This is a genomic window from Arthrobacter sp. TMN-50, assembly GCF_054511125.1.
In genome coordinates this window covers 60,073-87,012 of sequence record NZ_JBTNDG010000003.1, presented here as the reverse complement: position 1 = coordinate 87,012, position 26,940 = coordinate 60,073, and the positions used below count along the sequence as shown (strand labels likewise).

General features: G+C 64.2%; 20 protein-coding genes and 1 pseudogene. 12 read left to right on the top strand and 9 right to left on the bottom strand.

The features are described 5' to 3' along the window. Positions 1–93 precede the first annotated feature (93 nt). The gene (locus ACX80A_RS06700) at positions 94–957 is read right to left on the bottom strand and encodes a peptidase (RefSeq protein ID WP_459258913.1); all 864 of its coding nucleotides are present in this window, start codon (positions 955–957) and stop codon (positions 94–96) included. Positions 958–1,219: 262 nt separating this feature from the next. Here ACX80A_RS06700 and ACX80A_RS06695 point away from each other — a divergent pair, with 262 nt between their 5' ends. The 4 genes from ACX80A_RS06695 (at position 1,220) to ACX80A_RS06680 (ending at position 5,345) form a co-directional block, all read left to right on the top strand. After that, a complete protein-coding gene (locus ACX80A_RS06695) occupies positions 1,220–2,701 on the top strand; it encodes an S-layer homology domain-containing protein (protein ID WP_459258912.1) in 1,482 nt (493 codons plus the stop codon). Positions 2,702–2,815: 114 nt separating this feature from the next. After that, the gene (locus ACX80A_RS06690) at positions 2,816–3,451 is read left to right on the top strand and encodes a hypothetical protein (RefSeq protein ID WP_459258911.1); all 636 of its coding nucleotides are present in this window, start codon (positions 2,816–2,818) and stop codon (positions 3,449–3,451) included. A gap of 263 nt (positions 3,452–3,714) precedes the next feature. After that, entirely contained in the window at positions 3,715–4,158 is a 444-nt protein-coding gene (locus ACX80A_RS06685; protein ID WP_459258910.1) for a DoxX family protein, read from the top strand. A 179-nt stretch (positions 4,159–4,337) separates the two neighbouring features. Continuing rightward, a complete protein-coding gene (locus ACX80A_RS06680) occupies positions 4,338–5,345 on the top strand; it encodes an HNH endonuclease (RefSeq protein WP_459258909.1) in 1,008 nt (335 codons plus the stop codon). Between the two features lie 97 nt (positions 5,346–5,442). Here ACX80A_RS06680 and ACX80A_RS06675 read toward each other — a convergent pair whose 3' ends face one another. Further along, positions 5,443–6,546, bottom strand: a complete 1,104-nt coding sequence (locus ACX80A_RS06675; RefSeq protein ID WP_459258908.1) for an EcsC family protein — start codon at positions 6,544–6,546, stop codon at positions 5,443–5,445. Between the two features lie 569 nt (positions 6,547–7,115). Here ACX80A_RS06675 and ACX80A_RS06670 point away from each other — a divergent pair. The 4 genes and pseudogenes from ACX80A_RS06670 to ACX80A_RS06655 form a co-directional block, all read left to right on the top strand. Next, a pseudogene (locus tag ACX80A_RS06670) lies at positions 7,116–8,345 on the top strand (SNF2-related protein); the annotation flags it as partial. Between the two features lie 229 nt (positions 8,346–8,574). Then, positions 8,575–11,589: an SNF2-related protein gene (locus ACX80A_RS06665; protein WP_459258907.1), complete on the top strand. Its 3,015-nt coding sequence runs from the start codon at positions 8,575–8,577 to the stop codon at positions 11,587–11,589. A 108-nt stretch (positions 11,590–11,697) separates the two neighbouring features. Further along, on the top strand, positions 11,698–12,915 hold the full coding sequence (locus ACX80A_RS06660; protein WP_459258906.1) for an NRAMP family divalent metal transporter: 1,218 nt from the start codon (positions 11,698–11,700) through the stop codon (positions 12,913–12,915). 29 nt (positions 12,916–12,944) lie between these two features. Then, positions 12,945–13,709 carry a putative hydro-lyase gene (locus ACX80A_RS06655; protein ID WP_459259041.1) on the top strand — a complete coding sequence of 255 codons (765 nt, stop codon included), beginning with the start codon at positions 12,945–12,947 and terminating at the stop codon, positions 13,707–13,709. Positions 13,710–13,841: 132 nt separating this feature from the next. Here the strand turns inward: ACX80A_RS06655 and ACX80A_RS06650 are convergent, their stop codons facing one another. The 4 genes from ACX80A_RS06650 to ACX80A_RS06635 are packed head-to-tail and all read right to left on the bottom strand — an operon-like array spanning position 13,842 to position 18,815. After that, entirely contained in the window at positions 13,842–14,558 is a 717-nt protein-coding gene (locus tag ACX80A_RS06650) for a GntR family transcriptional regulator (RefSeq protein WP_459258905.1), read from the bottom strand. A 29-nt stretch (positions 14,559–14,587) separates the two neighbouring features. Beyond that, positions 14,588–16,354, bottom strand: coding sequence for an acetyl/propionyl/methylcrotonyl-CoA carboxylase subunit alpha (locus ACX80A_RS06645; protein ID WP_459258904.1), 1,767 nt, complete (start codon positions 16,352–16,354; stop codon positions 14,588–14,590). Positions 16,355–16,365: 11 nt separating this feature from the next. After that, entirely contained in the window at positions 16,366–18,060 is a 1,695-nt protein-coding gene (locus tag ACX80A_RS06640; RefSeq protein ID WP_459258903.1) for a 5-oxoprolinase subunit B/C family protein, read from the bottom strand. Next, positions 18,057–18,815, bottom strand: coding sequence for a LamB/YcsF family protein (locus tag ACX80A_RS06635; protein ID WP_459258902.1), 759 nt, complete (start codon positions 18,813–18,815; stop codon positions 18,057–18,059). Before ACX80A_RS06635 ends, ACX80A_RS06640 begins: the two co-directional genes overlap by 4 nt. A 111-nt stretch (positions 18,816–18,926) precedes the next feature. Between ACX80A_RS06635 and ACX80A_RS06630 the strand changes: the two genes are divergently transcribed. Beyond that, positions 18,927–20,660, top strand: a complete 1,734-nt coding sequence (locus ACX80A_RS06630) for a hypothetical protein (RefSeq protein WP_459258901.1) — start codon at positions 18,927–18,929, stop codon at positions 20,658–20,660. An 18-nt stretch (positions 20,661–20,678) separates the two neighbouring features. Here ACX80A_RS06630 and ACX80A_RS06625 read toward each other — a convergent pair whose 3' ends face one another. After that, a complete protein-coding gene (locus tag ACX80A_RS06625) occupies positions 20,679–21,908 on the bottom strand; it encodes an MFS transporter (RefSeq protein ID WP_459258900.1) in 1,230 nt (409 codons plus the stop codon). Positions 21,909–22,096: 188 nt separating this feature from the next. Here ACX80A_RS06625 and ACX80A_RS06620 point away from each other — a divergent pair, with 188 nt between their 5' ends. The 3 genes from ACX80A_RS06620 to ACX80A_RS06610 are packed head-to-tail and all read left to right on the top strand — an operon-like array spanning position 22,097 to position 24,079. After that, positions 22,097–23,362 carry an MFS transporter gene (locus tag ACX80A_RS06620; RefSeq protein WP_459258899.1) on the top strand — a complete coding sequence of 422 codons (1,266 nt, stop codon included), beginning with the start codon at positions 22,097–22,099 and terminating at the stop codon, positions 23,360–23,362. A 49-nt stretch (positions 23,363–23,411) separates the two neighbouring features. After that, positions 23,412–23,684: an AbrB/MazE/SpoVT family DNA-binding domain-containing protein gene (locus tag ACX80A_RS06615; RefSeq protein WP_459258898.1), complete on the top strand. Its 273-nt coding sequence runs from the start codon at positions 23,412–23,414 to the stop codon at positions 23,682–23,684. Further along, positions 23,681–24,079: a PIN domain-containing protein gene (locus tag ACX80A_RS06610; protein WP_459258897.1), complete on the top strand. Its 399-nt coding sequence runs from the start codon at positions 23,681–23,683 to the stop codon at positions 24,077–24,079. Before ACX80A_RS06615 ends, ACX80A_RS06610 begins: the two co-directional genes overlap by 4 nt. A 36-nt stretch (positions 24,080–24,115) precedes the next feature. On the opposite strand, the gene ACX80A_RS06605 is transcribed toward ACX80A_RS06610, so the two are convergent. After that, positions 24,116–25,570 carry an HNH endonuclease gene (locus ACX80A_RS06605; RefSeq protein WP_459258896.1) on the bottom strand — a complete coding sequence of 485 codons (1,455 nt, stop codon included), beginning with the start codon at positions 25,568–25,570 and terminating at the stop codon, positions 24,116–24,118. A 122-nt stretch (positions 25,571–25,692) separates the two neighbouring features. Continuing rightward, on the bottom strand, positions 25,693–26,937 hold the full coding sequence (locus ACX80A_RS06600; RefSeq protein ID WP_459258895.1) for a metal-dependent hydrolase family protein: 1,245 nt from the start codon (positions 26,935–26,937) through the stop codon (positions 25,693–25,695). Positions 26,938–26,940 lie beyond the last annotated feature (3 nt).

The window sequence follows — 26,940 nt, the reverse complement described above, 5'->3', positions numbered from 1 at the left end:
CCGGATCTCGACTTGGCGCAGGTTCCCGCTGGTGGAATCACCAACTCGATCCCTGGCTGGGTCAGCTTTCCTGAGCCACCTGAACTGTGCTTCCTAAAGCTGAGGGACGCAGGGCCCAGCGCCGAGCAGCGCAAGGCCCGCTCTGTCGCCGTCGCCAAGAGTGGTCAGCCCGTTGTTTCCCGCGTGCACGAGTTGGCTGGGGTCATCGACGTGATCGAGGCCGACGACGTGCGCCAGCTCGTGCACGATGATCGCGCGCACATAGTCGCGACCGCCCGGGTACTGGATCACCCCCGTAAGGTCGGGCGCGTCGAGTTGAACCTGACCTGCAACGTAGACAAAAGGTTTACCCGGGGTGTGTGCGAAGGGGCTGCCGCCCAGACCTGCGGTTTCACCCTCCAGTTCAGGTATTTCCGCCGGGCTGGTCCATGTGACGAGGATGGGTGCCCATCGCTTGCCGTACCGATCCGGTTGGTACGTTTCACGTTCTTCGCTGGGCGCCTCGGTGGTGGTCCCGCGATAGACAAACGACAATCCCGTCGCTGCCGATATTTCGGCAACGGCTTCCTCGATAAGGCCGTCGGTGCCCGCCGGTGCAAAGTCTGGGCGCACTACGTAGTGCTGTGGTCTGCACGGATCGTACGCTACGAAATCCTGCGAACCGTCCGGCGATTCCATCAGAGCGAACTGGGTCGACCCGTTGGATGCGGGCGGCGTGCCCAGTGGAACCGCCGAGGCTTCAACACCGCGGGGCGGAACAGAGGACCCCGGAAGATAGGGGAGGGCTACGGCGAGGATGTACCGGTCGAAGACGGTCGGAGTCAGGTACAGGCCAACAACAAGGGCAATTACCTCAAACGTGCCAAGCCTCAGTCCGCGGCCGGACGCCCGGCGTCGTTGCCTGCGGATGCGCTTGGGGGTGGCGTCGTTGTCCTGATGAAACCACTCACGATCCATCGCCCCCATGGCACTGCTTCCCCCGAGATTTCTGCTGTTCCTGGTTCAGCATTACCGATGCCATCGTGTGGAAGGTGTTTCCTTCGGCAATCCTGATGGAACGCTGAGCCAAGTTTCGAAGTAGATCGCAGGGTCCACCGTAGGCTTCATTGACGAGCATGAGCCGGGGGACATCATGCGCTGGGGTCCAGGCGTTCAAGTTCTTCTACCTGTGTGTCGCGTTGTACCTACTTCGTCCGCGTTAGCACTCCATGGAGAACAAGTGAAAACAATCAGAGCTGCCCTCATGATGCTGGCGGTGCTGGTTATCGGCGCCGGCACCCTCGTCGCGCCGACCCAGGCAACCGCCGCGACAACGTTCCGGGATGTACCGTCCACCAGCCAGTTCCACACCGAGATCACCTGGCTGGCTACTCAGGAAATTTCGATGGGATGGCCGGACGGCACGTTCCGTCCCCTGCAGTCGGTAGCCCGTGACGCGATGGCTGCCTTTCTTTACCGATTGGCCGGCGAACCGGCTTACACGGCACCCAAGCAGTCGTGGTTTACCGATGTGCCAGTGGGAACCAAGTTCTACAAAGAGATCCACTGGCTTGCGTCGGAGGGCATCACCACCGGCTACCCGGACCGGACCTTCAAGCCACTCAGCTCGGTCAACCGTGACGCGATGGCGGCTTTCCTCTACCGTTTCTCCGTGAAGCCATCGTTCACAGCCTCCAAAACCAGCGCGTTTCGTGATGTGCCCACCACCAACATGTTCTACAAGGAGATCAGCTGGCTAGCGAACACCGGCATCACCACCGGCTGGCCGGACGGTCGATTCCTTCCGCTACAGCCGGTGAAGCGTGACGCCATGGCCGCCTTCATGTATCGCACCAAAATCGAGCTTCCGCTGAACCGTCCAGCCGAATACGGGTCCACTGCCCTTCAGGTGCTGCAAACCATTCCGGTCAAGGGCCGGGCTCCGAAAACCGGGTACGACCGCGACAACTTTGGCCCGTCCTGGTTTGACGTCGACAACAACGGGTGCGACACCCGCAACGACATGTTGAAGGCGCAGCTCACCAACATCACCTACACCTATGGAACTTGTCAGGTAGCAACGGGTGTCCTGAACGATCCCTACACCGCTATGGTGATCAACTTTGTTCGCGGTACCACCACCAGTGCCAAGGTGCAGATTGACCATGTTGTCGCGCTTTCCGATGCGTGGCAGAAGGGTGCACAGCAGCTAAGTGCCGACCAGCGGCTGATTTTCGCCAACGATCCACTCAATCTGCAGGCCACAGATGGTCCGACGAACGGTCAAAAGGGCGACGGCGACGCCGCCACCTGGCTGCCGCCGAACAACTCCTATCGGTGCACGTACGTTTCACGTCAGATCTCGGCCAAGGCAATCCACGGCTTGTGGGTGACTCAGGCGGAGCGCGATGCGATGGCAAATGTGCTGAGCAAATGTGCCGGTCAACCAGCAGCGGTGACTCAGCCGGCTCCGGTTGTGCTGACTCCGGCACCAAAGCCGGCACCAGCCCCAAAGCCTGCACCAGCTCCCGCGCCGGTGCCTAAGCCGAGTCCCGCACCGAAGCCAGCGAACCCCGGAGATACCAAGAACTGCGGTGACTTCAGCACCTGGCGGGAAGCGCAGAACTGGTACGAGAAGTACTTCCCGTACTACGGCGACGTGGCACAGCTTGACCGGGATAAGGACGGTATTGTCTGCGAGACGCTCCCCGGAGCACCGTAGGAACCGTCAGTAAGCAAGCGACTTCAGTAAGCGAGGCGACTGGGGCTGGGTTCGAAGCCGCCGGACGTCGCGCATAGCGTTCACAGTGGGTTATCGATACAGGGGATCTTTCTAATGCGTCCGGACGACAAATTATCAGCGCTGTTGCGGGAGGCGTACCAGCCCTGCAGCAACTTCGGAACCTGCCGCGAAGCGCAATGGGACCCGGAGTCGGGGCACATACCGCGCGGTTTCCTAGGCGCGACGGGTGCGCTCAAGGACGTCGAGCTCGTAATGGTTTTTGCGGAACCAGGGCATCCGCATCGCGGCGAGGTTTATGACTCTGAGGACAGTCCGGACACGTTGCTTGAAAATGGGATGCGTCATGCTTATGAATCCTTTGCGAATGGGACGGATCTGTTCCATCGCAATGTCCGCTGGTTTATGGGGCAGCTCTACCCCGATCTTACTTTTGATGAGCAGCTTCGGCGCGTCTGGCTCACTGATGGTCGCCTGTGTTCGATCGATAACGAGATTGGCAGGGTGAGTGGTCGCATCTGCGCTGAGCGCTACCTTCGGGCCGAACTGGAGATGCTCCCGAACGCCACAGTCGTCGCTTTCGGCGGGAAGGCGCACGACTATGTTCAGCGCTTGAAAGTCGAATACGTGAAGGCGTACGCGTTGGCGCCTCCTGGTGCCAATCACAAGCCTGCGCGGCCGAGCTGGGAAAGGGCGCTCGAAATTATCGAGTCTCGGCGGCGCCAGTGCTAGGACTACCGTCGTAAATTATCCCCGTAATACGGTCCGATTACCGGATAGCTTCTCCGGTTCGGTAATCATCATGTTCCGCTCATAGCCGGTGCACGGTGCACGGTGAGCTCAAGGAGCTCCTCAAGACTTTGCCGCCACCCATCTAATTAACCCCAGCGCGTTGGGTCAGGCTGTCAACAAAACCGGACGCGGTCCCCTGAATGATTAGTTCAGAAGATACTGACCATGCTGCTTCCTGAGGGCGCGCTGCTAGGCTTCGCTGAGTGACCGATCTTCCCCGTTTGTCTCTGCTCCGAACCATCGCCCGAATCTTGCTTGGCGCGTTCCTCCTCTTCGCCGGGATGGCTCACCTGTTTTTTGCCCGCGCCGAGTTCGCGGCTCAGGTCCCCGCATGGATGCCCCTTGATACCGACTTCGTGGTCGTCGCGTCCGGGATCGTCGAGGTGGTTCTAGGGGCTGCGCTCATCTTCCTACCGCGCTCGCGAGTCCTCGTTGGCTGGATCGTCGCGGCCTTCTTCGTGGCTGTCTTCCCAGGCAACGTCGCCCAATACGTCGACGGTGTCGACGCCTTCGGCCTGGAAACAGACTCCGCCCGTCTCACGAGGCTCTTCTTTCAGCCGGCCCTGATCGCCTGGGCACTGTGGTCGACCGGAGCCTGGCGGGACCGCGGCTTGTTGCGCAAATTCAGCGAGCGCCGCGGCCAGTAGGTCAGTAGGTCAAAAGGCCTTTCGCCTGCTTAACCATCAGCACACCGCCACGATCTATCCAATAGCGGCGAGGACGTGCAGCCCTGCACAGGTGTCGATTGTCTGGATGGACAGTGCACCAATCTCATCGGTGGTCACAGCGTTGAGACGGGTTCTGTGGATAATCTCCATTGAATGCGATGGCAGCGGTCGGTCAGGCAAATGCCGAGGGATTCCCGACATACTCTAAACAGGTGAATGTTCATATGGGGATGGATGAGAATCAGTGCGATGAGTCGTTCGACGCGCGGCTCCGCCGCGAAGCTATGGCATGGTTGGCGATGCGGACCAACGACGGAGCGGACGAACTTCACTGGAGCGACTTCGAGGATTTCACTCTTGATGGTGAATCGTTCAAATTGCGCGACCGCTACAAAGGAATTTGGAAACCTCGACAGCTAGATGCGGCGCTCTCCTTCAGCACTACCTTCCGGGCTCCAGGTCAGTCGCGCCCGTACGAAGATGACACTGGGTCAGACGGATTGTTTCGCTACAAATGGCAGGGTGATAACCCTGACCACGCTGACAACCGGGCCTTGAGGCAAGCTCAAAAGCTCGGACTTCCTTTGATTTGGTTTTTTGCGGTTCGCACCGGTTGGTACTTGCCCGTTTTCCCGGTCTTCCTACTGGATGAAGAACCTCACCTGAAGCAATTTGTCGTCGACCTAGATCCGTTGCGGGCTAATGTGGGCAACTTACCGTTAGAGATCAACTTTCCCTTACATTTTGAGCGTCGCTACCGGAACCAGCAGGTAAAAAGGAGGCTCCATCAAGGACTATTTCGGGCTGATGTAATGCGTGCTTACGCCACGAAATGTGCTGTATGTTCCCTGGGACATAGACAGCTACTGGATGCTGCTCACATTGTCCCGGACTCGCACGAAGACGGCGTCGCTACCGTCGCCAACGGATTGGCACTCTGCAAGATTCATCATGCGGCCTTTGACGTGAACATTCTTGGCATCCGTCCAGACCATGTAGTAGAAATTCGGGCCGACCTTCTCGAGGAGATGGACGGTCCTATGCTGCAGTTTGGGTTAAAAGAACATCACAATACGAGGTTGATGAACGTTCCTTCACGAAGGGCAGACTTCCCCAGCAGAGAGCTGCTTGAGATTGCGTACCAACGGTTCCGCAGCGCAGGGTGAGCCATCGGTCAGTTAACTTGCTCGCCTTCTCGGTCACTCTGTAACTTGCACCAGTACAGTCCCACTACTTTGTGCTCCGGCATCCAGCGCCCCCGATTCAGCGGAGGTCGGGTCCGCCCGCCTCGGCGAGCTCGTCAAGCACGCTAATGGCTTCATCGGCGTCGTTTGATACATCGTCACTGAATATTTCAGGTACTTCTTCGTTTGCGAGATGCGGATACTTTTCAATAAGAAACCGTCGCCGGTATTCGACGTCTGCGACATCGACAATTGATTCCAGGGTTGCCCAATTAAGGGTGAACCCTACGAGCACGCCTACAGCAGGAACGACCTTGCCGAGCCCCTGCTTGGTTAAGCGTGTTCCAAACGCTTTCGCGAACTGCTTGGAGACCTGCGAGATGACTGACTTGTCTAGAATCTCCCAACTCTTACCACGAACTAGCGATTGGGTAAGCCGGGAAATATCAGCCATCGCGGCGGTCTTTGCGCTAGCCGAGGCTGCTGTACCTGCATTGACGACCGACATGATGAAAAGCTTCTCCGCGGGGTCCTCAGGATCGTACCCGTAGAGCAGAGAGACGTGACCAACCGAGCGCGACGCCAGTCCCAGAACAAAGGCAGCATCTCCGACGAATGCCCCGGCAATTGCTGCTCCCGACGGCGCTGCAGCTGCGCCTGCGGAGGCGGCCGTGACGAGTTCCCCTCCCGAAATGACGAGCCCAGCAGTTGCTCCCGACATTGCTGCAGCAAGGGGGTAGTACCAGCTCGTTCCTCGTCCACGAACCGCGTCGATCTGCTCAAGATCGAGATGGCGTAGGTCGAGAAGTTTCGCTACATCATGTCCGCGCTTCTGATGGTTGGTCACAACCCACTTGGGTGAGAGGCCGGCTCGTGAAACTCTTCCTGCCGTCTGACGCATCGACCCAAAAGCAGTGTCGCCCCAGTTTGGGAGAGCATCCGCCGCCTTCCGAGCACCGGCTCCAATCGCCTGAGTCCCCTTGGACACAACCGACTGGCCGCGAGAAACGGCTGACTGGGCCGCGGGCCGGCTCTCCAGAAACTGCGTTGCGCGCTTGCCGATGCTTGCTACTCCAGTAGAAACATGTTCGCCTGCACTTCTTACCGCTTTAGAGAGTGGGCGGCCTTGAAACCGTTGAATGTTGCGCCACGCGTCAAGCTCATACTCAGAGGGTTCAGTCATTTCGTAATTATGCCTCACTGATCGTAAAGGATTTGTCGCATTAGCGGCTCTTCCGGAGGGGATTCTAAGCAAAGAATCTGCTTTGGGTATTCTATGAGTTTCTACAATTAGCGATTTGCTGGTCATCCGCGAAGAGGTCCATGCTGAGCATCAAACAAGTTCAGCCGTGCCCAGGTTGTAATCCGGCAGCCCGGAAACCCTCCCTAAACTGTGAGTACTATGGCATATGGTTGCCATTGGCTACGTCTCAGTGCCGATGAAACTCAGGGGGGTTTACCGTGTCGCTTGAAGCGCCGGTGAAAGCAAAGGACATCAACGTCGCGCCGGGCTCGGTGATCCGTGTCCGCGACGAGGATTGGCTCGTCACGTCGACGAGCTTCACGTCGTCCGGCACGCTCGTGAAGGTCCAGGGCCTCAGCGAGCTCGTCCGCGACACCGAAGCGGCGTTCTACTCCGACCTCGACGACATCGAAGTCGTCGACCCCCGCCTGGCGCGCGTCGTCGCCGACGATTCGCCCAACTACCGTAGGGCGCGCCTCTTCCTGGAGACCACGCTGCGCAAGACGCCGATGCCCGCCACCAGCAATGCGCTGTCGGTGAGCACACGCATGCTGTCCAAGCAGTTGAACTACCAGCGCATCGCCGTCGCCAAGGCGCTGGACCCGGCCAACATCCGCCCGCGCATCCTGATCGCCGACGCCGTCGGCCTGGGCAAGACGCTGGAGATCGGCATGATCCTCTCCGAGCTGGTCGCCCGGGGCCGCGGGGACAACATTCTGATCGTCACGCCCCGCCACGTGCTGGAGCAGATGCAGCACGAGATGTGGAGCCGCTTCGCGCTTCCGTTCGTTCGCCTCGACTCCGTCGGCATCCAGCGCGTCCGGCAGACTATCCCCGCCTCGCGCAATCCCTTCACCTACTTCAGGCGCGCCATCATATCCATCGATACGCTCAAGACCCCGCGCTACCGCGAGCACCTGAAGAAGCGCCGCTGGGACGCCGTCGTGATCGACGAGTCCCACAACCTCACCAACGCCGGCACGCTCAACAACGAGCTGGCCCGCATCCTGGCTCCCCGCACGGACGCCCTCATCCTGGCCAGCGCAACCCCCCACAACGGCAAGAAGGAGTCCTTCGCCGAACTCGTCCGGCTGCTGGACCCCACCGCGGTCCGCCCGGACGGCTCGATCGACCAGGACGCCGTGCAGCAGTTGATCATTCGCCGCCACCGCTACAGCGACGAGGTCGCCACGGAGGTCGGCGCGGACTGGGCGGAGCGGCCGGAGCCGCAGAACAAGCTGGTCGCGGCGAGCCCGGCCGAGGACGCCGTCGCCAACGAGCTCTCCAACACGTGGATCCACCCGCTGGGCAACAGTCCGGCCGGCCACCAGCTCTTCGGCTGGACGCTCGCCAAGGCCTTCCTGTCCAGCCCCGCCGCGCTCATCTCGACCATCACCGAGCGCCTCCGCAAGCTCGGCCGCGCCGACGGACAGCAAGGCGCCACGACCGCCATGAATCCGCTGGCAGCCAAGGAGGCCGATGCGCTGGAGCGGCTCCTGGCCCTCGCCCAAACGGCCCGGACACAGAAGTCCGCCAAGTTCGCGGCCCTCGTCGAGCACCTCAACGGGGCCGGCGTCGGGAAGGGCCAGCCCACGCGCGCCGTCGTCTTCGCCGAACGCGTCGCCACCCTCAAGTACCTCGAGGCGGAACTACCGAAGGCCCTCGGCCTCAAGCCGGAGAACATCGGCATGCTCCACGGCGGCCTCTCGGACGTGGAGCAGCAGCAGATCGTGGAGCAGTTCAAGCGTGGCGGGTCACCGCTGCGTGTCCTGGTCACCGGCGACGTCGCCTCCGAGGGCGACTGTGAAGTTCTCCGCTGCTACTACCACCCCCGGACTGTTGTACGGTCTCTGCTCGTGCCCTCTGCGCAGCAACTGCAAGCACGTCGCAGCGCTGCTGCTCACCCACAATCTGGTTCAGCCGCGTGCGCCCAAGAAACCAACAAAAGCCACCACGGCGACCCCTACGGTGAAGGCCGGACGCTCACCGGACGCACTCCAGCAGAAGAAGCCGTCGCCGTGGCAACGCCAGCTCGACGCTCTCGTGACAGCGCCGAAGCCGGTTCCAGTCACGCACTACTCGGCCAGCGGCTACGGGGCCCGGGTTGCGGCACCTGCGGTTCCCCTTGCGCTGCATTTCGAGGTGCTCCAGGAGCGGGACTACTCGTCGTCAGCCACGGCGGCTGTTCTCTCGGTGAAAGCGGTCCAGCGCAGTACCGCCGGTAACTGGGTGGCGGGCCAGTTGCGGTGGGAGAAGTTCCAGGGCGGATACTCTGCGGGCGGGCTGGAGGCAGCTCACTGGGACTGGATGTGCACCTTCGCGGCCGTGGGCGGGCGGGGCCAGAGCTACGGCTACAGCCACGGCACGTCCATGAAGGTCAACAACTTTCGGTCGCCGCTGCTTTGGGAGCTGCTCGCGCAGGGCCGCGGGAACGGCGTGGAATTCGTTGGAATCGGCGGCGCACGGGTCACCCCACCTCGAGGTCGGCGGACAGGTCCTGGATCCGGCGGCGCTCGGGCTCATAGGTTCACCCGCGCACGGTCTCTTCTGGTGGGACACCACACCCACGGCAGCGGCAGGTACCATTTCACTCGCCAGAACCCGGGCTCCCATCCCCGAGGCTCTCCGGTCTCTAGTGACCGCGGATACCCCGCTGAAGATCCCCGGTACCGGGCGTCAGGCGTTCCTGGACGAGTACTACCCCGGCTGCAGCAACAGGTGCAGGTCATCTCCCGGGACGGCTCGGTGGACCTTCCCGAGATCTCACCACCCACGCTGGTCCTCACGCTTACCTACGTTCCGGCGCCGCCGTCGTCGGGCGCCCGGTCCCGGAAGCGCCTGGCCGACGCCGGCGAAGCGAGCCGCGGCTCGGTGCGGCTGGGCTGGTCCTGGGACTACGCCCAGGCCGGTTCGACGACGACGCACCCCCTGCCCGACGACGGCGCCCGCCACCGGGACCAGGCCGCCGAGAAGGTGACGCTTACCGCCGTCGCCGGCGTCCTGGATGGGTTCCGTGCCGCCTGGTTTGACGCCTTCCCCCGCCTGGCTGACGGGTACCCGGGCCGGTCCGAGCCACTCCAGTTGCAGGGTGTGGCAGCGGCCCGCTTCGTTGCTGAGCTGGTGCCTGAACTGGAAGCAGTTCAGGGAGTGCGGGTGGTGCAGGGCGAGGACGTGCCAGACTACACCGAGCTGACGGATCAGCCGGAGGTATCGGTGAGTACCACCGAAACGGAGGACCGGGATTGGTTCGGCCTCGGCGTCAGCGTGTCTTTGGGCGGCATTGAGGTGCCGTTCGGTGAGCTGTTCCGCGCGTTGGCCCTCGACGAACGGCACCTGCTGCTGCCCGGCGGCGGCTACTTTGCGTTGGATCAGCCGGAATTCGAGCAACTGCGGCGGCTCATTGAGGAGGCGCGGTCGCTGCAGGATAAGGACACCGATGAGCTTCGGATCAGCCGGTTCCAGGCGAGTCTCTGGGAGGAGTTCACCGACCTCGCGACGGTCGCGGCGCAGGCCGACGCGTGGCGTGAATCGGTGTCCGCCCTGCTCGAGCTTTCCGAGGTGCCCGCGATGGCCGTCCCGGCGGGCATCAACGCGACGCTGCGCCCCTACCAGCAGGAGGGCTTCAGCTGGCTGACGTTCCTCTGGACGCACGGGCTCGGCGGCGTTCTCGCCGACGACATGGGCCTGGGGAAGACGCTCCAGACCCTGGCGCTGATCTCCCACGCCCGCGAGTCGGCGCAGGAGACACGTCCATTCCTGGTGGTCGCTCCCACCTCTGTGGTCCCCAACTGGGCCGCCGAAGCGCACCGCTTCGCGCCACACCTGCGCACGACGGCGGTGATGGACACCCTGCGCCGCAGCGGTGCCGATCCGGTTGAATTGGCGGCGGAGAACGACGTCGTCATCGTTTCCTACACCCTCTTCCGGCTGGACTATGAAGCGTACGCAGCCCAGTCGTGGGCTGGCCTCATTTTGGATGAGGCGCAGTTTGTGAAAAATCCACTGACCAGGGGCAGCCAGAACGCACGGAGTTTCCCCGCACCCTTCAAACTCGCGATCACCGGCACGCCGATGGAAAACAACCTGATGGAGCTGTGGTCGCTGTTTGCGATTACAGCACCAGGGCTTTTCCCGAGTTCCAAAAAATTCGCCGAGTACTATCAGCGGCCCATCGAGAAGGAGGCCGACGGCGAGCGGCTGGCGCAGCTACGGCGGCGGATTCGTCCGCTGATCACCCGTCGCACCAAGGAACTCGTCGCGAAGGACCTGCCGCCAAAACAGGAACAGGTGCTGGAGCTTGAGCTGTCGCCGCGGCACCGGACCATTTACCAGCGGCACCTGCAGCGCGAACGACAGAAGGTGCTGGGCCTGCTGGATGACATGAACAAGAACCGGTTCGAGATCTTCCGTTCGCTGACGATGCTGCGCAGGCTCAGCCTTGACGCATCCCTGGTTGACGAGAAGTATGCGTCGGTGCCGTCCAGCAAGCTCGATGCCCTGTTTGAACAGCTCGAGGACATTGTTGCCGAGGGGCACCGCGCGCTGATTTTCAGCCAGTTCACCGGCTTCTTGGCCAAGGCTGCGGAACGGCTGGACGCGGCTGGAATGGAGTATGCCTACCTGGATGGGAAAACCCGCCGCCGCGCGCAGGTGGTGGAAAAGTTCAAGTCCGGCAAGGCTCCGGTGTTCCTGATCAGTTTCAAGGCGGGCGGTTTTGGGCTCAACCTCGCTGAAGCCGACTACTGCTTCCTGCTGGATCCCTGGTGGAACCCTGCCAGTGAGAACCAGGCGGTGGACCGGGCACACCGGATCGGCCAGACCCGCAACGTCATGGTGTACCGACTGGTGGCCAAGGACACCATCGAAGAGAAGGTGATGGCCCTCAAAGAGAAGAAAGCCAATCTTTTCACCGCGGTCATGGACGACGACGCGATGTTCTCCTCGGCACTCACCGCCGGCGACGTGCGGAGCCTCTTCGAATAGGCGGCGATAAATTGTTGAACAATACCTTGCGCCGATTGTTCAACAACCTGTAGGGTCATCTGCAATACAAAATGTGACTCCAGTCACCTTGAGGTTAGGGACGGACCCATGTCAGAAACCGAGAACAAACCGAAGCTGAGCCCCTCCGCTCGGCGCACTGCGCTGCTGGGAGCCATGTTCCTGATGGCGACCAGCGCTATTGGGCCGGGCTTCATCACCCAGACCACGGTGTTCACCGCCCAGATCGGCGCAGCGTTTGCGTTCGCGATCCTGGCGTCGATCCTGATCGACATCGCCGTGCAGATGAACGTCTGGCGCGTTATCGGCGTCTCCGGGCTCCGCGCACACGAACTCGGCAATAAGGTCCTTCCCGGCGTCGGCTGGTTCCTGGCCGGACTGGTCTTCATCGGCGGCGTGGTCTTCAATATCGGCAACATCGCCGGCACCGGGCTCGGCTCCAACGCGATGCTCGGCGTCGACCCCAAGATCGGCGGCGCCATCTCCGCCGTCATCGCCATCATGATCTTCGTCAGCAAGAGAGCCGGCATGGCGCTGGACCGGATCGTGGTGTTCCTTGGCGCAATCATGATCCTTCTGATGATCTACGTGGCCATTGTCGCCGCGCCTCCAGTCGGCGAGGCCCTCAAGAACGCGATCCTCCCCGAACAGATCGACTTCCTCATCATCACCACCCTGGTTGGTGGCACGGTCGGTGGCTACATCACCTACGCCGGCGCCCACCGCATGCTCGACTCCGGTGTCACTGGCCCGGACAACGTCGGGGAAATCACCCGCAGCTCAGTGATCGGCATCCTGGTCACCGGTGTCATGCGGGTGCTGTTGTTCCTGGCGATCTTCGGCGTCGTCGCTGGCGGCGCGGTGCTGACGAGCGACAACATGGCCGCCGAAGCCTTCGGGATTGCAGCCGGCGAAATCGGCATGCGGGTCTTCGGCATTGTCCTCTGGGCTGCCGCGATCACCTCGGTGATCGGTGCTGCGTTTACCTCGGTCTCGTTCATCACCACCTCGAAAACCCCCGAACGCAAACGGAACCTCATTACGGTCGCGTTCATCGCCGGTTGCGCCGTGGCGTACCTCTTCCTCGGCCAGGCGCCACAGGAACTGCTGATCTTCGCGGGTGCGTTCAACGGTCTGATCCTGCCGGTCGGCTTCGGTGTACTCCTCTTCGTGGCCTGGCGCCGTCGCGACCTGCTGCACGGCTACGTCTACCCCAAGTGGTTGCTGATCATTGGCATCATCACCTGGTTCCTCACTCTGTTCCTCGGCTACACCTCCATCATCGGGCTGGCAAAGCTGTGGGGCTAGCTCCTTCTCGCCCCGCTGACCCGGCGGCGATGCTGCCCGCCGACGCGCGGGCCGCCTTCCGCGCCGGACTGGTGAGCCCGACGTCGGGCTGGTCTCGCGGCTACGCACAGGTGAACGTGCTGGCGATCCCGCGGGAGCAGGCTTTCGACCTGCTCCTCTTCGCCCAGCGCAACCCCAAACCGTGCCCCATCCTCGGGGTGCTGGAGCCGGGCGAAACCAACGGGCCGCTGCTGGCCGGCGGCGACATCCGCACCGACGTCCCCAAGTACACCGTCTATCACGACGGCGTGCTGGTGGACGAGCCCACCGACATCGCCGCCCACTGGCGCGATGATCTGGTGACGTTCCTGTTCGGCTGCTCCTTCACCTTCGAAACCGCGCTGCAGGACGGCGGGGTTCGGATCGCGCACATCGACCAGGGCGTGAATGTGCCGATGTACCGGACGAACCGGGAGGCCCTCCCTGCTGGCGCCATGTCCGGGCCTCTCGTGGTGTCGATGCGGCCGGTGCCGGCGGCCCAGGTGGCCGACGCCGTCCGCATCACCTCCCGCTATCCGGCCGTGCACGGCGCGCCCGTGCACGTGGGGAATCCGGAGGAGTTGGGCGTTGACCTGGGTTCGCCGGACTTCGGCGACTCGGTGCAGATCCCTGACGGGCATCTGCCGGTGTTCTGGGCCTGCGGGGTCACTCCACAGGCGGCGGTGATGCGGTCACGGCCACCGCTGGCGATCGGTCACGCGCCGGGGCACATGCTCATCACCGACGCCAGAGACAGCGACTATCTGGTGCCCTGATGTCGGTTTACACACCCCGTCGCCTCACCACCCCCGTTCTCACCACGCACACTGAGTCAACACGAATCACCGAAATCCTGGCGGAAACCGGTTATTTGTGTTGACTCAATCCAAGGGGTTGGGGTGGCTCAATCAAGGGGCGGATGCTTCGTCAGCGAGGTGCGCCAGCAGCTCGGCCTCGGCGGAGTCCAGGTAGGCGCGTAGCACGGCTGCGGCTTCTTCGCGCTGCCCGGCCCGGAGCCGTTCGACCAACTGGACGTTGCGGTCCACATAGTGGCTGTGGAAGTCGGGGGCCGAAGCCATCGCATGAAACACCAGCCGCATCTCCGCGAGCACCCGGTCCATCAAGGTGCGCAGCGACTCGCTGCCGGCCAGACCCACGACTGCACTGTGGAGCGCCTGGTTGGCGTTGGCCATGTCGGGGACCGATCCGGCGTCGCGCGCTGCCTGGGCCCGCTGCACGATGGCCTCCATGTTCTCGATCACCTCGGGGGTGACCTCGCCCCACAAAGCGGCGGCGGGTTCGATCATCCGGCGCACACGGTAGATTTCGCGCACCTCCTCGACCCCCGGGGACGCCACAAATACGCCGCGGTTGGGGATCCGTGTGACCATCGATTCGCCGGCCAGCGTGGAGAACGCCTCCCGGAGAGTGTTACGGGAGACGCCCAGCGCCGTCGACAGCGTCTGTTCTGACAGCTTGGAGCCGGGGGTCATTTCGCCGGCGGCAATCCGCCCCCGCAGTACGGTGGCGATCCACGCCGCCGTGTGCGCGTGTTCGGCCGATCCCGATCCCGATGCCGATCCCGATGTCCCGTTATCCAGCTCAGTTGCAGCTGCTAGTGCCATTTTCGTTCCCCCCTTGTCATCAACAGATGTTAGTCGACCGCGCCCAGGACTCCGCCCAATACCTCACCACGGACGACGGCGGTACCCGGCTCCTGCCGGCCGCGGCTGAACGTCCCGGCTGCCGTGGAGAGCACCTCGGTTTCCATTTTCATGGCCTCCAGCACGGCGACGGGCTGGCCCGCGGTGATCGTCGCGCCGTCGTCGGCCAGCCACTTCACCAGGGTGCCGCCCATCGAAGCGGTGACGGCGCCGTCGTTCGCTGTCGTGTCCAGTGACTCCGCGACGGTGCCGCCCGTGGAGCCGTTGCCTGCGCTGCCGCCACCGTTCATCAACGCGGCGAAGATTTCGGCGGGCAAACCCAGCTGGACCGCTTTACCGTCGATTTCCACCGTCAGGGTTTCCCGCCGGGCGAGTGGGCCGGCGGTCCCGCTCGACAGCGCAGCGTCCAACCGTCCGGCGAACGCATTCTCGATCCAGGTGGTGTAGACGCCGAGCCGTTCCGGGTCGGTGAAGTCCGGGTCCCGAACGACGGCGCGGTGGAAGGGGATCACCGTGGGGAGGCCCTCGATCCGCAACTCGTCCAGGGCGGCGCGTGCGCGGCGGAGTGCCTGCGGCCGGTCTTCGCCGTGGACGATGAGCTTGGCCATCAGGGAGTCATACTCGGCGGGGACACTGGAGCCGGAGCGCACCCCGGTGTCGACGCGGACGCCGGCGCCGGTGGGGGCCTCGAACACGTCGATCGGGCCCGGGGAGGGCAGGAACCCGCGGCCGGCGTCCTCGGCGTTGAGCCGGAACTCGATCGCGTGGCCCTGCGGCGCTGGATCCTCGGTGATGCTCACGGGCAGGCCCGCGGCAATGCGGAACTGTTCGCGGACCAGATCGATGCCCGACGTCACCTCGGTCACAGGGTGTTCCACCTGCAGTCGGGTGTTGACCTCCAGGAAGGAGATCACGCCATCGGGCGCCACCAGGTACTCAACGGTGCCCGCGCTGGTGTACCCGGCCTCGCGGCAGATGGCGCGGGCCGACTCGTGGATGCGGCTGCGCTGGTCATCGGTGAGGAACGGGGCGGGGGCTTCCTCCACGAGCTTCTGGTTGCGGCGCTGCAGGGAGCAGTCGCGGGTGCCGACGACGACGACGTTCCCGTGCGTGTCGGCGAGGACCTGCGCCTCGACGTGCCGGGGCCTGTCCAGGAACCGTTCCACGAAGCACTCGCCACGCCCGAACGCGACGGTCGCCTCGCGGACCGCCGAGTCGAACGCGTCGTCGATGTCCTCCATCCGATGGGCGATCCGCATTCCGCGACCGCCGCCGCCGTAGGCCGCCTTGATGGCAACGGGGACGCCGTATTGTTCGGCGAACACGCGGACTTCCTCGGCGCTGGCTACCGGCCCGTCGGATCCGGGGACCAGGGGGGCGCCGACCTTCACAGCGATTTCGCGGGCGGTGACCTTGTTGCCGAGGCTGCGGATCGCTGCCGGCGACGGGCCGATCCAGGTGAGCCCCGCGTCCTGCACGGCGTCGGCGAAGTCGGCATTTTCAGAGAGGAAGCCGTACCCGGGGTGAACGGCGTCGGCGCCGGCCTTCGCCGCGATGTCCAGGATTTTTCCGATGTTGAGGTACGTGTCGGCGCTGGCCGAGCCGTTTAGCGGGTAGGCCTCATCGCTGAGGCGGACGTGGAGGGCATCGGCGTCGGGCTCGGAGTACACGGCAACCGAGGTCAGCTCCGCGTCTGAGCAGGCGCGGGCGATCCGAACGGCAATTTCCCCGCGGTTGGCGATCAGGACCTTCTTCATGGGTGCTACTTTCACGAGCTTCTGGTGGTGATCGGGGTGTGTTTGAGAGGTTGCAGCGTTTCGGGGTCCACTGCTTCGAAGCGCAACGACGTCCCGGGTGGCAGTTGGGCGGCAACAGGCAGGTCATCAGGAACGACGACGCCGATCACCGGATACCCGCCGGTCACCGGATGGTCGGCGAGGAACAGGACGGGAAGGCCCGACGGTGGCACCTGCAGCGATCCGGCGACGACTCCTTCGCTGGGGAGTTCGTCGGTGCTGGTGCGTTCGAGCGGCGCTGCGGCCTCTTGATTCTCGCCGGTAGCCAGCCGGACGCCGATCCGGTTCGATTCGGCCGTCACGGTCCAGATCTGGGCGGTGAGCGACGTCTGGGAGTCGTCGGTGAACCAGTCGTGGCGAGGACCGCTGGTGATGCGGAGGACAACCGGGTAGCCCGTCCCCGGGTAGATGGTCTCGGGAAGCGTTGAGGGCTCGGGCGCGCCGACCGTACGGCCCTGATCGACCGCACCGATGGGAAGCATCGCTCCTGCCGTGAGGGAATCCGGTCCGATTCCAGACATCACATCAGTTGACCGGCTGCCCAGCACCTCGGGCACGTCGATGCCACCGCGGATCGCCAGATAGGTGCGCAGCCCGGCGCCGGGCTGGTCGAGTCGGAGGGTTTCGCCGTCGTGCAGGGCGAACGGTGAGCACATCGGCGCCGTGCGAAGACTGTCGTCCACAAGGTTTTCGTCTACGCCACCGTTGTTCACGCCGATAATCACGGCGGGGGCGATGGCTCCGGCCAGGGCGAGGGTGAGTTCGCCGTGGGCCCGGACGGTGAGCCCGCCGAGGATGGTCTCGATCACCGCATCGCCCGGGGAATTCCCGACGAGCCGGTTGGCCTGGCGGGCGCTCGCGGTATCGGCGGCACCGGCTTTTGAGACGCCGACGTCACCGAGCCCTGGCCGGCCCAGGTCCTGGATCAGCGACTGCAGGCCGGGGGCGAGGACTTCAAGGGATATGCCGGGGAGATTTACCGTCGCCAGACCCGGATGGACGTTCGGCGCCGCAGCGTCCGCCCGCTCCGTCAGCGTCACCGTTTCCCGCACGGCAACGTATCGCACAGCCGTGCCGGGGCGGAGGAGGGCCGGCTGATCCCGCCCCAAATCCCAGAGGCGTGATGCGGTCCGCCCGATCAGCTGCCAGCCGCCGGGGGAGCGCCGGGGGTAGACGGCCGAGAAGTTGCCGGCCAGGGCCACGGCTCCGGCGGGGACCGCGGTACGCGGCGAGGTACGGCGGGGGACGGTGAGCGCCTCGTTCTCCCCGACCAGATAGGCGAACCCAGGCGCGAACCCGCCAAACGCCGCGGTCCACACCTGGCCGGTGTGCGCCGTGATGACGCCGTCGGGGTCGAGGCCGGTGAGGCGGCCCACTTCGGCGAGGTCCTCCCCGTCGTACACCACCTCGATCCGCACGGGATCGCCGGACGCAGCGGTGTCGGCGACCGGTGACGTGTCCAAGCGTGCGACGGCGGTCCAGGCCGCGCGCGCGTTGGCGCCGGAATCAAAGACGGCCAGCACGGTCTGCGCGGCGGCGAGGACGTCAACCTGCCCGCGGAGCGGTTGCTGCTGCAGGTGGGCGTGCACCGCGAGAACCGAGTCCAACGATTCGAGTTGAATCAGGAGGGCGCGCGGCCCGGCCCAGCGGATTTCGGGAGGGTTCACACGAAGCTCCGGATCCCGACGCCGGCGGCTTCAAGGTCGCGGCGGACGGCGGCGGCCATGGAGACGGCGCCGGTGGTATCGCCGTGGAGGCAGATGCTTTCGGCGGACGTTTTGATGGTTGACCCGTCGCGGGCGATGATCGTGCCCTCGGTGGCGAGACGGACCATATTGGCGGCGACTTGGTCCTCATCGTGCAGGACGGCGCCGGGTTCGCGGCGGGAGACCAGGGTACCGTCCGGGTTGTAGGCGCGGTCGGCGAACGCTTCGGGGACGCCGCGGAGGCCGGCGTTCTCGGCTTTGGCTAGCGCTACGGACCCGGGGAGAAGCATCAATGGGAGGTCGCAGCCGAACGCCTTGACCGCGTCGACGACGGCCTGGGCCTGGACCTCGTGCGTGACGATGGTGTTGTAGAGGGCGCCGTGGGGTTTGACGTACTTGATGGTGCCGCCGGCCGCCCGGGAAACGGCGTCGAGGGCGCCGAGTTGGTAGAGGACGTCGTCGGCCAGTTCGGAGGGGGAGCAGTCGAGGAAGCGGCGGCCGAACCCGGCCAGGTCCCGGTATCCCACGTGGGCGCCGATAGTCACGTTCGCGGCGACGGCGTCCCGGCAGGTCTGCGCGATGGTGGAGGGATCCCCGGCGTGAAACCCGCAGGCCACGTTGGCGCTGGAGACCGAGCGGAAGATGGCGGCGTCGTCACCCATGGTCCAGTTACCGAACGATTCGCCGACGTCGCTGTTGAGGTCGATGTACACCATTGTGATCCTCGTCTCTCCTGATTTGGTTCCTCAAGGATGCACGAATTTGCCGGATTGTTCAACAATTCTCGGTTTAAGGCTTTTCTGAGGCAAGGATGACATCATCGATTGATGAGCCCAAAGAGCCGCACACGCAAACCGAAATCCGCGGGCAAGGACAAAAACCGCAGACCTGGTCCGCCCGCCGATCCCATCGCCGAGATGTACCGGCATGTCGCGCCCATGTTTGCCGCTGACCTGGACCAGACGTCGTCGCTGGAATCGGAGCAGCTGGCCTCAAATCTTTACGCGGGCATGCACAAGACCACCAATCTTGGCGCCGGCATCAATAGTGAGCTGCTCAGCGACTGGGTACGCCACGCTGAACGTCAGGGAGACCGGACATCCGCCGCGGTGCTTTGGGCGATGGCACAGGTTGTCGACGCCCCAGGTGACGCCGACGCTGCTGCTGCCGCTGGGCGTCTGGCTGATGCCGGCATCGAACCTCCCGCCTGGCTTGCCCCGCTGCGCAAGCTGGAGGCCACCGAAGCCTGGATGCTGACTGACGTGTTCGGGGATTTCATCGAACTTGTCATCGATTTCCGCACCGGGCGGCGTAAACATGGCCTGTACCTGAGCATCGACACCAACCACCTGGGCGGGTACGCCACCAGTGTGGGGTTCAGCGACAGTGCACGCACCCTCCTCAAGGTCCTTGAACGCTCGGCCTCGAGGATGCCTGGGGCGGCGGTGGTGCCGGTTGGGCTGACCGAAGCCCGCCGCCTGGGCGTGGCAGCCATCGACGCCACAGACATCACCAGTGACCCGGAGGTGAGTCCCACCTATGATTTCGATCGGGCGTTGGCGCTGAAGCGGCTGCTCGCGCTGCCGGAGAGCGGCGTCGTCGACCTTGGTGCGCGGAGGGTGCTGAGCGAAGCCGAGGAACTGGCGCAGATCGAGGCCGACGACGCCGAGTCCGAGCTGTTGATTGCCACCTTCTTGGCGGACATTCAGCAGGACATAGCTCCTACGTCGTCACGGACATTCAGAGAGGAGTTCACCCGCCTCGCCGAGCTGGCGATCAGCTTTGGTCGTAATTACGACGACGGCAGGCTGGTGCGCGTGAGCCCGCCGAAGGTGCACACGTTTGTCTCGTGGTTCCTTCCGCGCAAGGTGATGCTCGACGACGTCGAGCTGGAGGCTCTTCCCTGGTTCCTCGACGCGTGGGTCGACTGGTGCGGCGCACAGATGGGGCTGACAGAGGCGGCTCTGGACCTGGTGGTGGAGGCCGCAGGGGAAGGTCTCGAGGACGCCGATGAAATGAGGGACTCGGGCGAGGATGAGCGGTCCCCGGGGGCGACCTTCCTCGAAGGACTCGACATGGCGAACCTCGAGGAGGTGCAGGGTGCCATGAGTCGTCGGCAATTGGCGATGCCCTATTACGGCACCTGGATTGGCGACGAGGATTATCCGCACCTCAACGCTAACCGGCCAGGGGAGCTGCGGTTGCTGTTGCTCGGCGAGTTGAAGGAACTCCATGGTGTGGGGAAGGCGGAGTATCCAGACGGAGCCGAGCCTGACGGCAGCCCCGTCTGGATTGCCGCCCTGCGTGAGCTGGTGGTCTCACAGCTCTGGAACGATACGCCATCACAGGTGTGGGAGGCGGCCCAGCGGCTACAAGCTCAGGGGCTCCACCGTGAGGAGATCCTGGATCGGCTGCAGGCTGTGCTTGCTGGTCACATCGACGCCAGTAGGGTTCAGGGCGGTGCCGCGTTCAGTTCGGCGGTCCACCTCCCCGGGTATGTGGCAGCACTCGCAACCGTCGGTGCTGGTGGAGGTAAAGGCGGCCATCTCCGGTCGGTGTAGGTGGCAGCGACTCGTCGCTTAGTTTCGGAGCCGCTTTTCCAGCCGGAACGCGACGAGCGCCGTCGCCGCCCCGGCCGCGGCGACCACTGCGGCAAGACTCCAGCCGACGCCGTCAGGAAAGTGGGTGAAGATGAGCCCGAAGACCAGGGGGCCGAGAGTAGCCCCGAGGTAGGTGCCGATCTGGGTGATGCCGGTGGCGCGGGTGGTGTGCGGGTGGGAGGCGCGCGAGACTACGAAGTGAGCCAGACCGTTCCAGCCCCAGCCCAGGCCGAACGCGATAACGCACCCGATGCCGTAGGCCACCGGGTGCCCGGAGGCCATGCCGATGAGGCCCACGCAGCCGGTGCCCATCATGATTGCGACGGTCGCCATAGAGCCGCCGATGCCGCGGTCGGCGGCGATGCCGACCAGCGGCCGGGCCAGGATTCCCGCGACGCTTGCGGCGCCCAGCAGCAGTCCGGCGGTCGCGGCGTTGTACCCGGCGCCGACGGCCGAGGCCACCGTGAAGGAGCCCACCACGTTGGCCTGCGCCGATCCGAGTCCGCTGGCGATGGCGGTCATGAGGAGGAAAGGCCGTAGTTCGCGGGGGAGCGGCGTTTTTGCGGCTTTAGGGTCTGCCAGTTTGCCTTCTGGCGCACGCTTGTCTTTTGGCGCGCGGCGCGGCAGCGACCACACCAGTGCCGGGACGAACAGGATGGCCAGTGCCGCGGCGATGGCGAAGGTCCACTGCCACCCGATGGTGAGGGCAACCAGGGGTACGGATAGTCCGGCGGCCAGCGTGGCTGCAGGGATGGCCGCTTGCTTAAGCCCAAACGCGAACGCCCGGTTCCGGGTGTCCACCTGGTCAACGATCAGGCCGTTGGAGAGCGGCTGGCACAGCGCGTTGGCTGCTCCGGCGAACGTCAGCCAGAGAATGAGCCAGGGCCAGCCGGGGGTGAAGAAGGCGATCCCTACCAACGAGATCAGGCCCAAGCACACTCCTAGCGGCATGCCTCGCCTCAGCCCGAGGGTGGTGGCGACGACGCCGGCCGACGCCGACAGGAGTGCCGAGACGCCCCAGAACACACCTACGACCACGCCCAGCGCGGACGGCGTCATCCGTAGGTCGGCTTCCAACTGGACGGCCAAACCGCCGATCAGGAACACCGGGAGTACTCCGACCACAGTGGTGAGCGCGGCCATTGCGGTCGCGAGGCGGCCGGGTCGGCGTCGCGTAGGCGTTGAATGTTGTACCTGGACGGCTGTCACGTCCTTAGCCTAGCCGGGAGTGCTTACCGCGACCCGTGCCCGGGTGCCCGCCTGCATGAGGGAATCGATCTGAGTACGGTACCTCGGTGCGCCACCTCGCCGGACAGTTAGGTGTGCCGACTCAGATGGCGCGGAAGTCGCCTGACTCGCTCCTCGGCGCAACCGTAGTTCCCGGCTACGCTCTTCCCATGACCAGCAGTGCGCATCAGAATCGCCCGTCGACCAATCCAGCGGTCGACGTCGTCGCCGTCCAGCGGCGCACCGTCTGGGTGTTGATTGTGGGGCAGATCCTGGGTGGAATCGGTATCGGGTGCACCGTCTCGATTGGGGCGGTGATGGCAGCCACCATCTCCGGGTCGGACGCGCTGTCCGGTACGGCGACCACGTTGAGCACCCTGGGCGCTGCGGCGAGTGCCATTCCGCTGGCCAGGCTCGCTCAACGGCTGGGCCGACGTCGGGCCCTGACCACCGGTGCGCTCATTGCCGCGACGGGGTCGGTGGTGGCTATCGTTGCCGCGATGCTGGGATCGTTCCCTTTGCTGTTGCTTGCGTTCGCTTTCCTTGGTGTGGGCACCGCGGTGAATCTTCAGGCAAGATTCGCTGCCACCGACCTGGCAAGTCCGCAGCGCCGGGGGCGGGACCTCTCGCTGGTGGTCTGGTTCACCACGATTGGTGCGGTGCTGGGTCCCAATCTGATTGGGCCGGGCGAGGTGATTGCCTCAACGCTGCGGATGCCGCCGCTTACTGGGTCATTTCTGATCGCCGTGTTCGCCCAGTTGGCTGCTGCAGCGGTCTACCTGGCGGCGTTGCGGCCCGACCCGTATCTGTTGAGCAAATCCGACGCCACCCAGAACGAGAATGAGGCAGTTCCTGGCGCCATCCACGGACGGGGACCGTTGGTGTTCGCCATTGGCTCCATCGCCCTCAGCCACGCGGTGATGGTGTCGGTGATGTCTATGACGCCGGTGCACCTCATTAACCACGGTGTCACGCTGACCATTATTGGTTTGACCATCAGTTTGCATATTGCCGGAATGTTCGCGCTGTCGCCGGTATTCGGATGGCTCAGTGACAAGGTAGGGCGGGTGACCACCATCCTGATTGGGCAGGGCCTGTTCGCGGTGGCGCTACCGATCGTCGCGTTGGGCGAGGACGATCCGGTCATGGTGACCGTAGGCCTGGTGTTCCTCGGGCTGGGCTGGAGCGCGTCGACTGTCGCGGGATCGGCCCTGGTGGCGGATCTGGTGACCGGTGCGGCTCGTCCGAAGATTCAGGGCAGGACGGACCTCATCATGAACCTTGCCGGCGCGGTCGGGGGAGCGGCGTCCGGCGTTGCTCTGGTGTTGATTGGCTATGCCGGGCTGGCTTGGGCCGCAAGCGTGCTGGTGCTGGTGGTTGTGGCGGGGTCGCTGGTGGCGCGGTCCCGCGTTGGGGCAACACCCACGACGGTATGACCACTCCCTACTCTTCAGTAAGGAGCACCTGTGGAAGTAAGATTGGTTCATGGTTTTGGCAAAAGTCACCAGCAAGGGACAAGTTACGATTCCGCTCGAGGTTCGGCAAAAGTTAGCCCTTGAGCCAGGCAGCAGGGTTGATTTCGTCCTGACTGCGGAAGGGAAACTCATGATTGAACCCGTCGAATCATCCGTGCGGTCGCTTGAAGGGATCTTTCATGAGGCGGGTCGGGATCCGGTCTCTTTGGACGAAATGGACCGGTCCATAGCGGCCGAAGCATCGGAGATGAACGGCGATCAGCGACCACGTCGGGCGACATGATTGGTTTGGACACTAATGTTCTGGTTCGTTATCTGGTCCGGGATGATCCAGCGCAATCGGCTGCTGCGTCGGCGCTGATTCGATCATTCACCGCAAGGCAACCCGGGTACGTCAGTATGGTGGTCCTCGTCGAGACCTTCTGGGTACTCAAGCGTGCGTATAAGTTAGACCAGAGGGACATCGCACGCGTGATATTGGACCTCGCAGCGTCGGAAGATGTGGTCGTCGAGCATGCAGATATCGTCCGCCGAGCCGCCCGCAGCGCAAGCGAAGGCCACGATTTTGCCGATGTACTGATTGCATTCAACGGGGAGTTAAGGGGTTGCAGCCACACCGCGACCTTTGACGCCAAGGCCGCCGGACTGCCGGGTATGCAATTCCTAGGTGGAGTCTGATTCCAGGTCGTGGGCGGCGGAGCGGGACCATCCGTCTCAACTACGCGGGATGCGCGCTCGCGGCTCCGTTCCGGGGAAGGGTGGTGCGGTGGAGTGGTAGGTGTGGCCGGTGGGGGTGGTCATCCGGAAGGTATGTCGGGACCCCGGTCCTGGTCCGGGGCGTGGTTGGGCTGTCCAGCCGGGGGTTTCTTTGGTGTGGTTGCATAATTCGCAGAGCCCCGCCCCGTTGGCGATCGAGGTACGCCCGCCCCGATTCCACGGGACGATGTGGTCGTAGTGCCGGATCGGTGCATCACAATACGGGGTGCGGCAGGTGTCATCCCGGGCGCTAATGAATCGGCGTTGCGCCCGCGTGAAGAACCGGGCTCTGGAATCCATCGCCACGAGGTCCCCGGTTGCGGGGGCGGTGTAGAGGCGCCGTACCCACACGTCGTAATTGGGCTGGGTGGGATCAGGGTGGAGGAGGTCCCTGGCCCAGGAGGACGGGACGATGCCGTACCCGGGGATCCTGGCTGGTTCACTATCGCCCTGGAACAGGGCACGGTCGGTCATGATGACCTGCACCTCAACCCGGGTTATCCCTCCGGCGACACCGGTGATCCGTTCGACCAGGGTGTCCGCCATCAGCTGACCTTTAGACCGGGAGTCTCCGCCCGCCCGGGTCGTATCGGCGTGCCGGGTCAACGCCGCGTAGGCGGCGACGGCGTTCTTCACTGGTAACAGGGCGGTCAGGTATGCCATGGTGTCTGGTGCCGGCCGGAGACTCACGTACCGCTCATTGGCGGCGTGGGCTGCCCGGTTCACCACCGAACGTGGATCCCGGCGGTACGCCGCAGCCCGGGCGGCCGCGATGATCGTCTTGTCCCCACACCCGGTGAACGTCCCCGTCTCAGGGTGGAGTTCCTCATCGACGGCGGTCCGGTCGGCGCTGGACAGACACGCGGTCTCCTTCACCAGCAGGGTCGCCCGCCACTCATTCAACTGCCCGTTGTGTAGGGCGGCCAATGTGTGCGGCATTTCCGTGACCAGGGCCCGGGCTAATCCGAGCAGCCGGCTGCCGAGGGACGGGGACTCCCGCCGGGCCAAAGCGACCTGCGCGCCAATACTCTTGCCCTGCTCCGCCTTGCCCTGCTCCGCCTTGCCCTGCTCCGCCTTGCCCTGTTCCGACACGGGTATCCCGGCGTCGGTCTGGGCAGCGCGTTCGACCAGATCAACAGCCACAGCAATCCGGGCTTGCATCCCAGCGATAGCGGACTTCACGTCCTCCAGTCCGCGAAGCTGATCAATCAATCCGGCGGACGTCGTAGCCAGCTTCAGCGCTCTAAGGGCCTCGAGTAACGCCTGGGTCCCGGCATCCTGGGCAGCGCCGGACCCCGCGACAGCGCCGGACCCCGGAACAGTGCTAGACCCAGCAATAAATGCTCCGCGATGAGCCGTCCCCGGGAGGGGGAATCCCTTCCGAACCACCGCTGGAGCCGTGCTGCCGTCCATACCTCAATTGTCCCAAACCGCTCCGACATTCCAGAGATTTATAGGCCTATGTGGATAAATCTCTCGAACAAATATTCGAACCGAATAGGATAGGTTGGCAGCGCCTAGCAGGCAGATAACACCTACGCCGTGGGAAACTGCAGCACACCGCCCTGGTAGACCTGCCCGATCATGGATCGCAAACCAGCCAACTGCTCCGCCGAATCCAGCAGACCAGTAAGTACGACGACGTCGGCCAGATGCTTCTCTGCCAACCGGCCCACCGACCCGACCGGCGTGATGAGTTCACCCGGCACCGAGGTGGAAGCCGCCAGGACCTGCTCGAGGGTCATGCCGGCATCGGCCATCAGCGCGAGTTCGTCCAGATTGTCGCCGTGTGCGCCGACCCCGGCATCGGTCCCCATGCCGACCTTAACGCCCGCGTCGATGGCGCGAGCGACTGACTGGCGGTGGTCTTCCGCTACCCGCTGAGCCTTATCGATGACCTGTTGCGACAGGCCGCTGGTTCCGGATTCGCCCTTGCGGATTACCGCCAGTGGAGCTGAGAGGGTCGGCACCAGATAAGACTTGGTGTCCAGGAACAGCTGGATTGCCTCGTCGGTGAGGTAAATGCCGTGCTCGATGGTCCGCACTCCCGCCCGCAACGCGTTGATAATCCCGGCGGTCCCTTGCGCGTGGGCCATGACGTATTTGCCCTGCATGTCGGCCTCCTCGACGACGACGGCGATCTCCGCAGGGGTGAACTGGGAATGCCGGGGATCGGTGGTCGGCGAGAGGACGCCGCCGGTGGAGCAGATCTTGATCTGGTCCGCGCCGGCCCGCAGCAGCGTGCGGGTGACCTTCCGAACCTCGTCGACGCCGTCGGCGATCCCGCTGGGACGGCCGGGGTGAGGGCCGAAGTCGGGGGAGTCGAGCCCTGAGGGGTGCCACAGATCGCCGTGCCCACCGGTCTGGGACATGATGCTGACGGCGATCCGGAGCCGTGGACCTTTGACGAGTCCGGTCTCGACCGCCACTTTCGCGCCCAGGTCAGCGCCGCCGGCGTCACGCACTGTGGTGACACCGGCGCGCAGGGTTGCCTCAAGGTTCCGTACGGATTCGTAGAACTGCAGTGAGTAGGGCTCCACCATCGCCTGGATGGAGCCGGGAGTGGAGGTCATCACGTGAACGTGCAGGTCGATCAGCCCTGGGAGAACCGTGCTCCCAGCACAATCCACCACCGTCGCAGCCGCATACGCCTCGGCAAGGCCGGCGTCGCGGCCCACTGCCTCGATCATCCCGTTGCGGAAGACGACGTCGGTTTGGCCGGGGAGGAAGTGTTCGCCGTCGAACACGTGGCCGTTCTTCAGAACTGTCGCAAGCGTCATTGC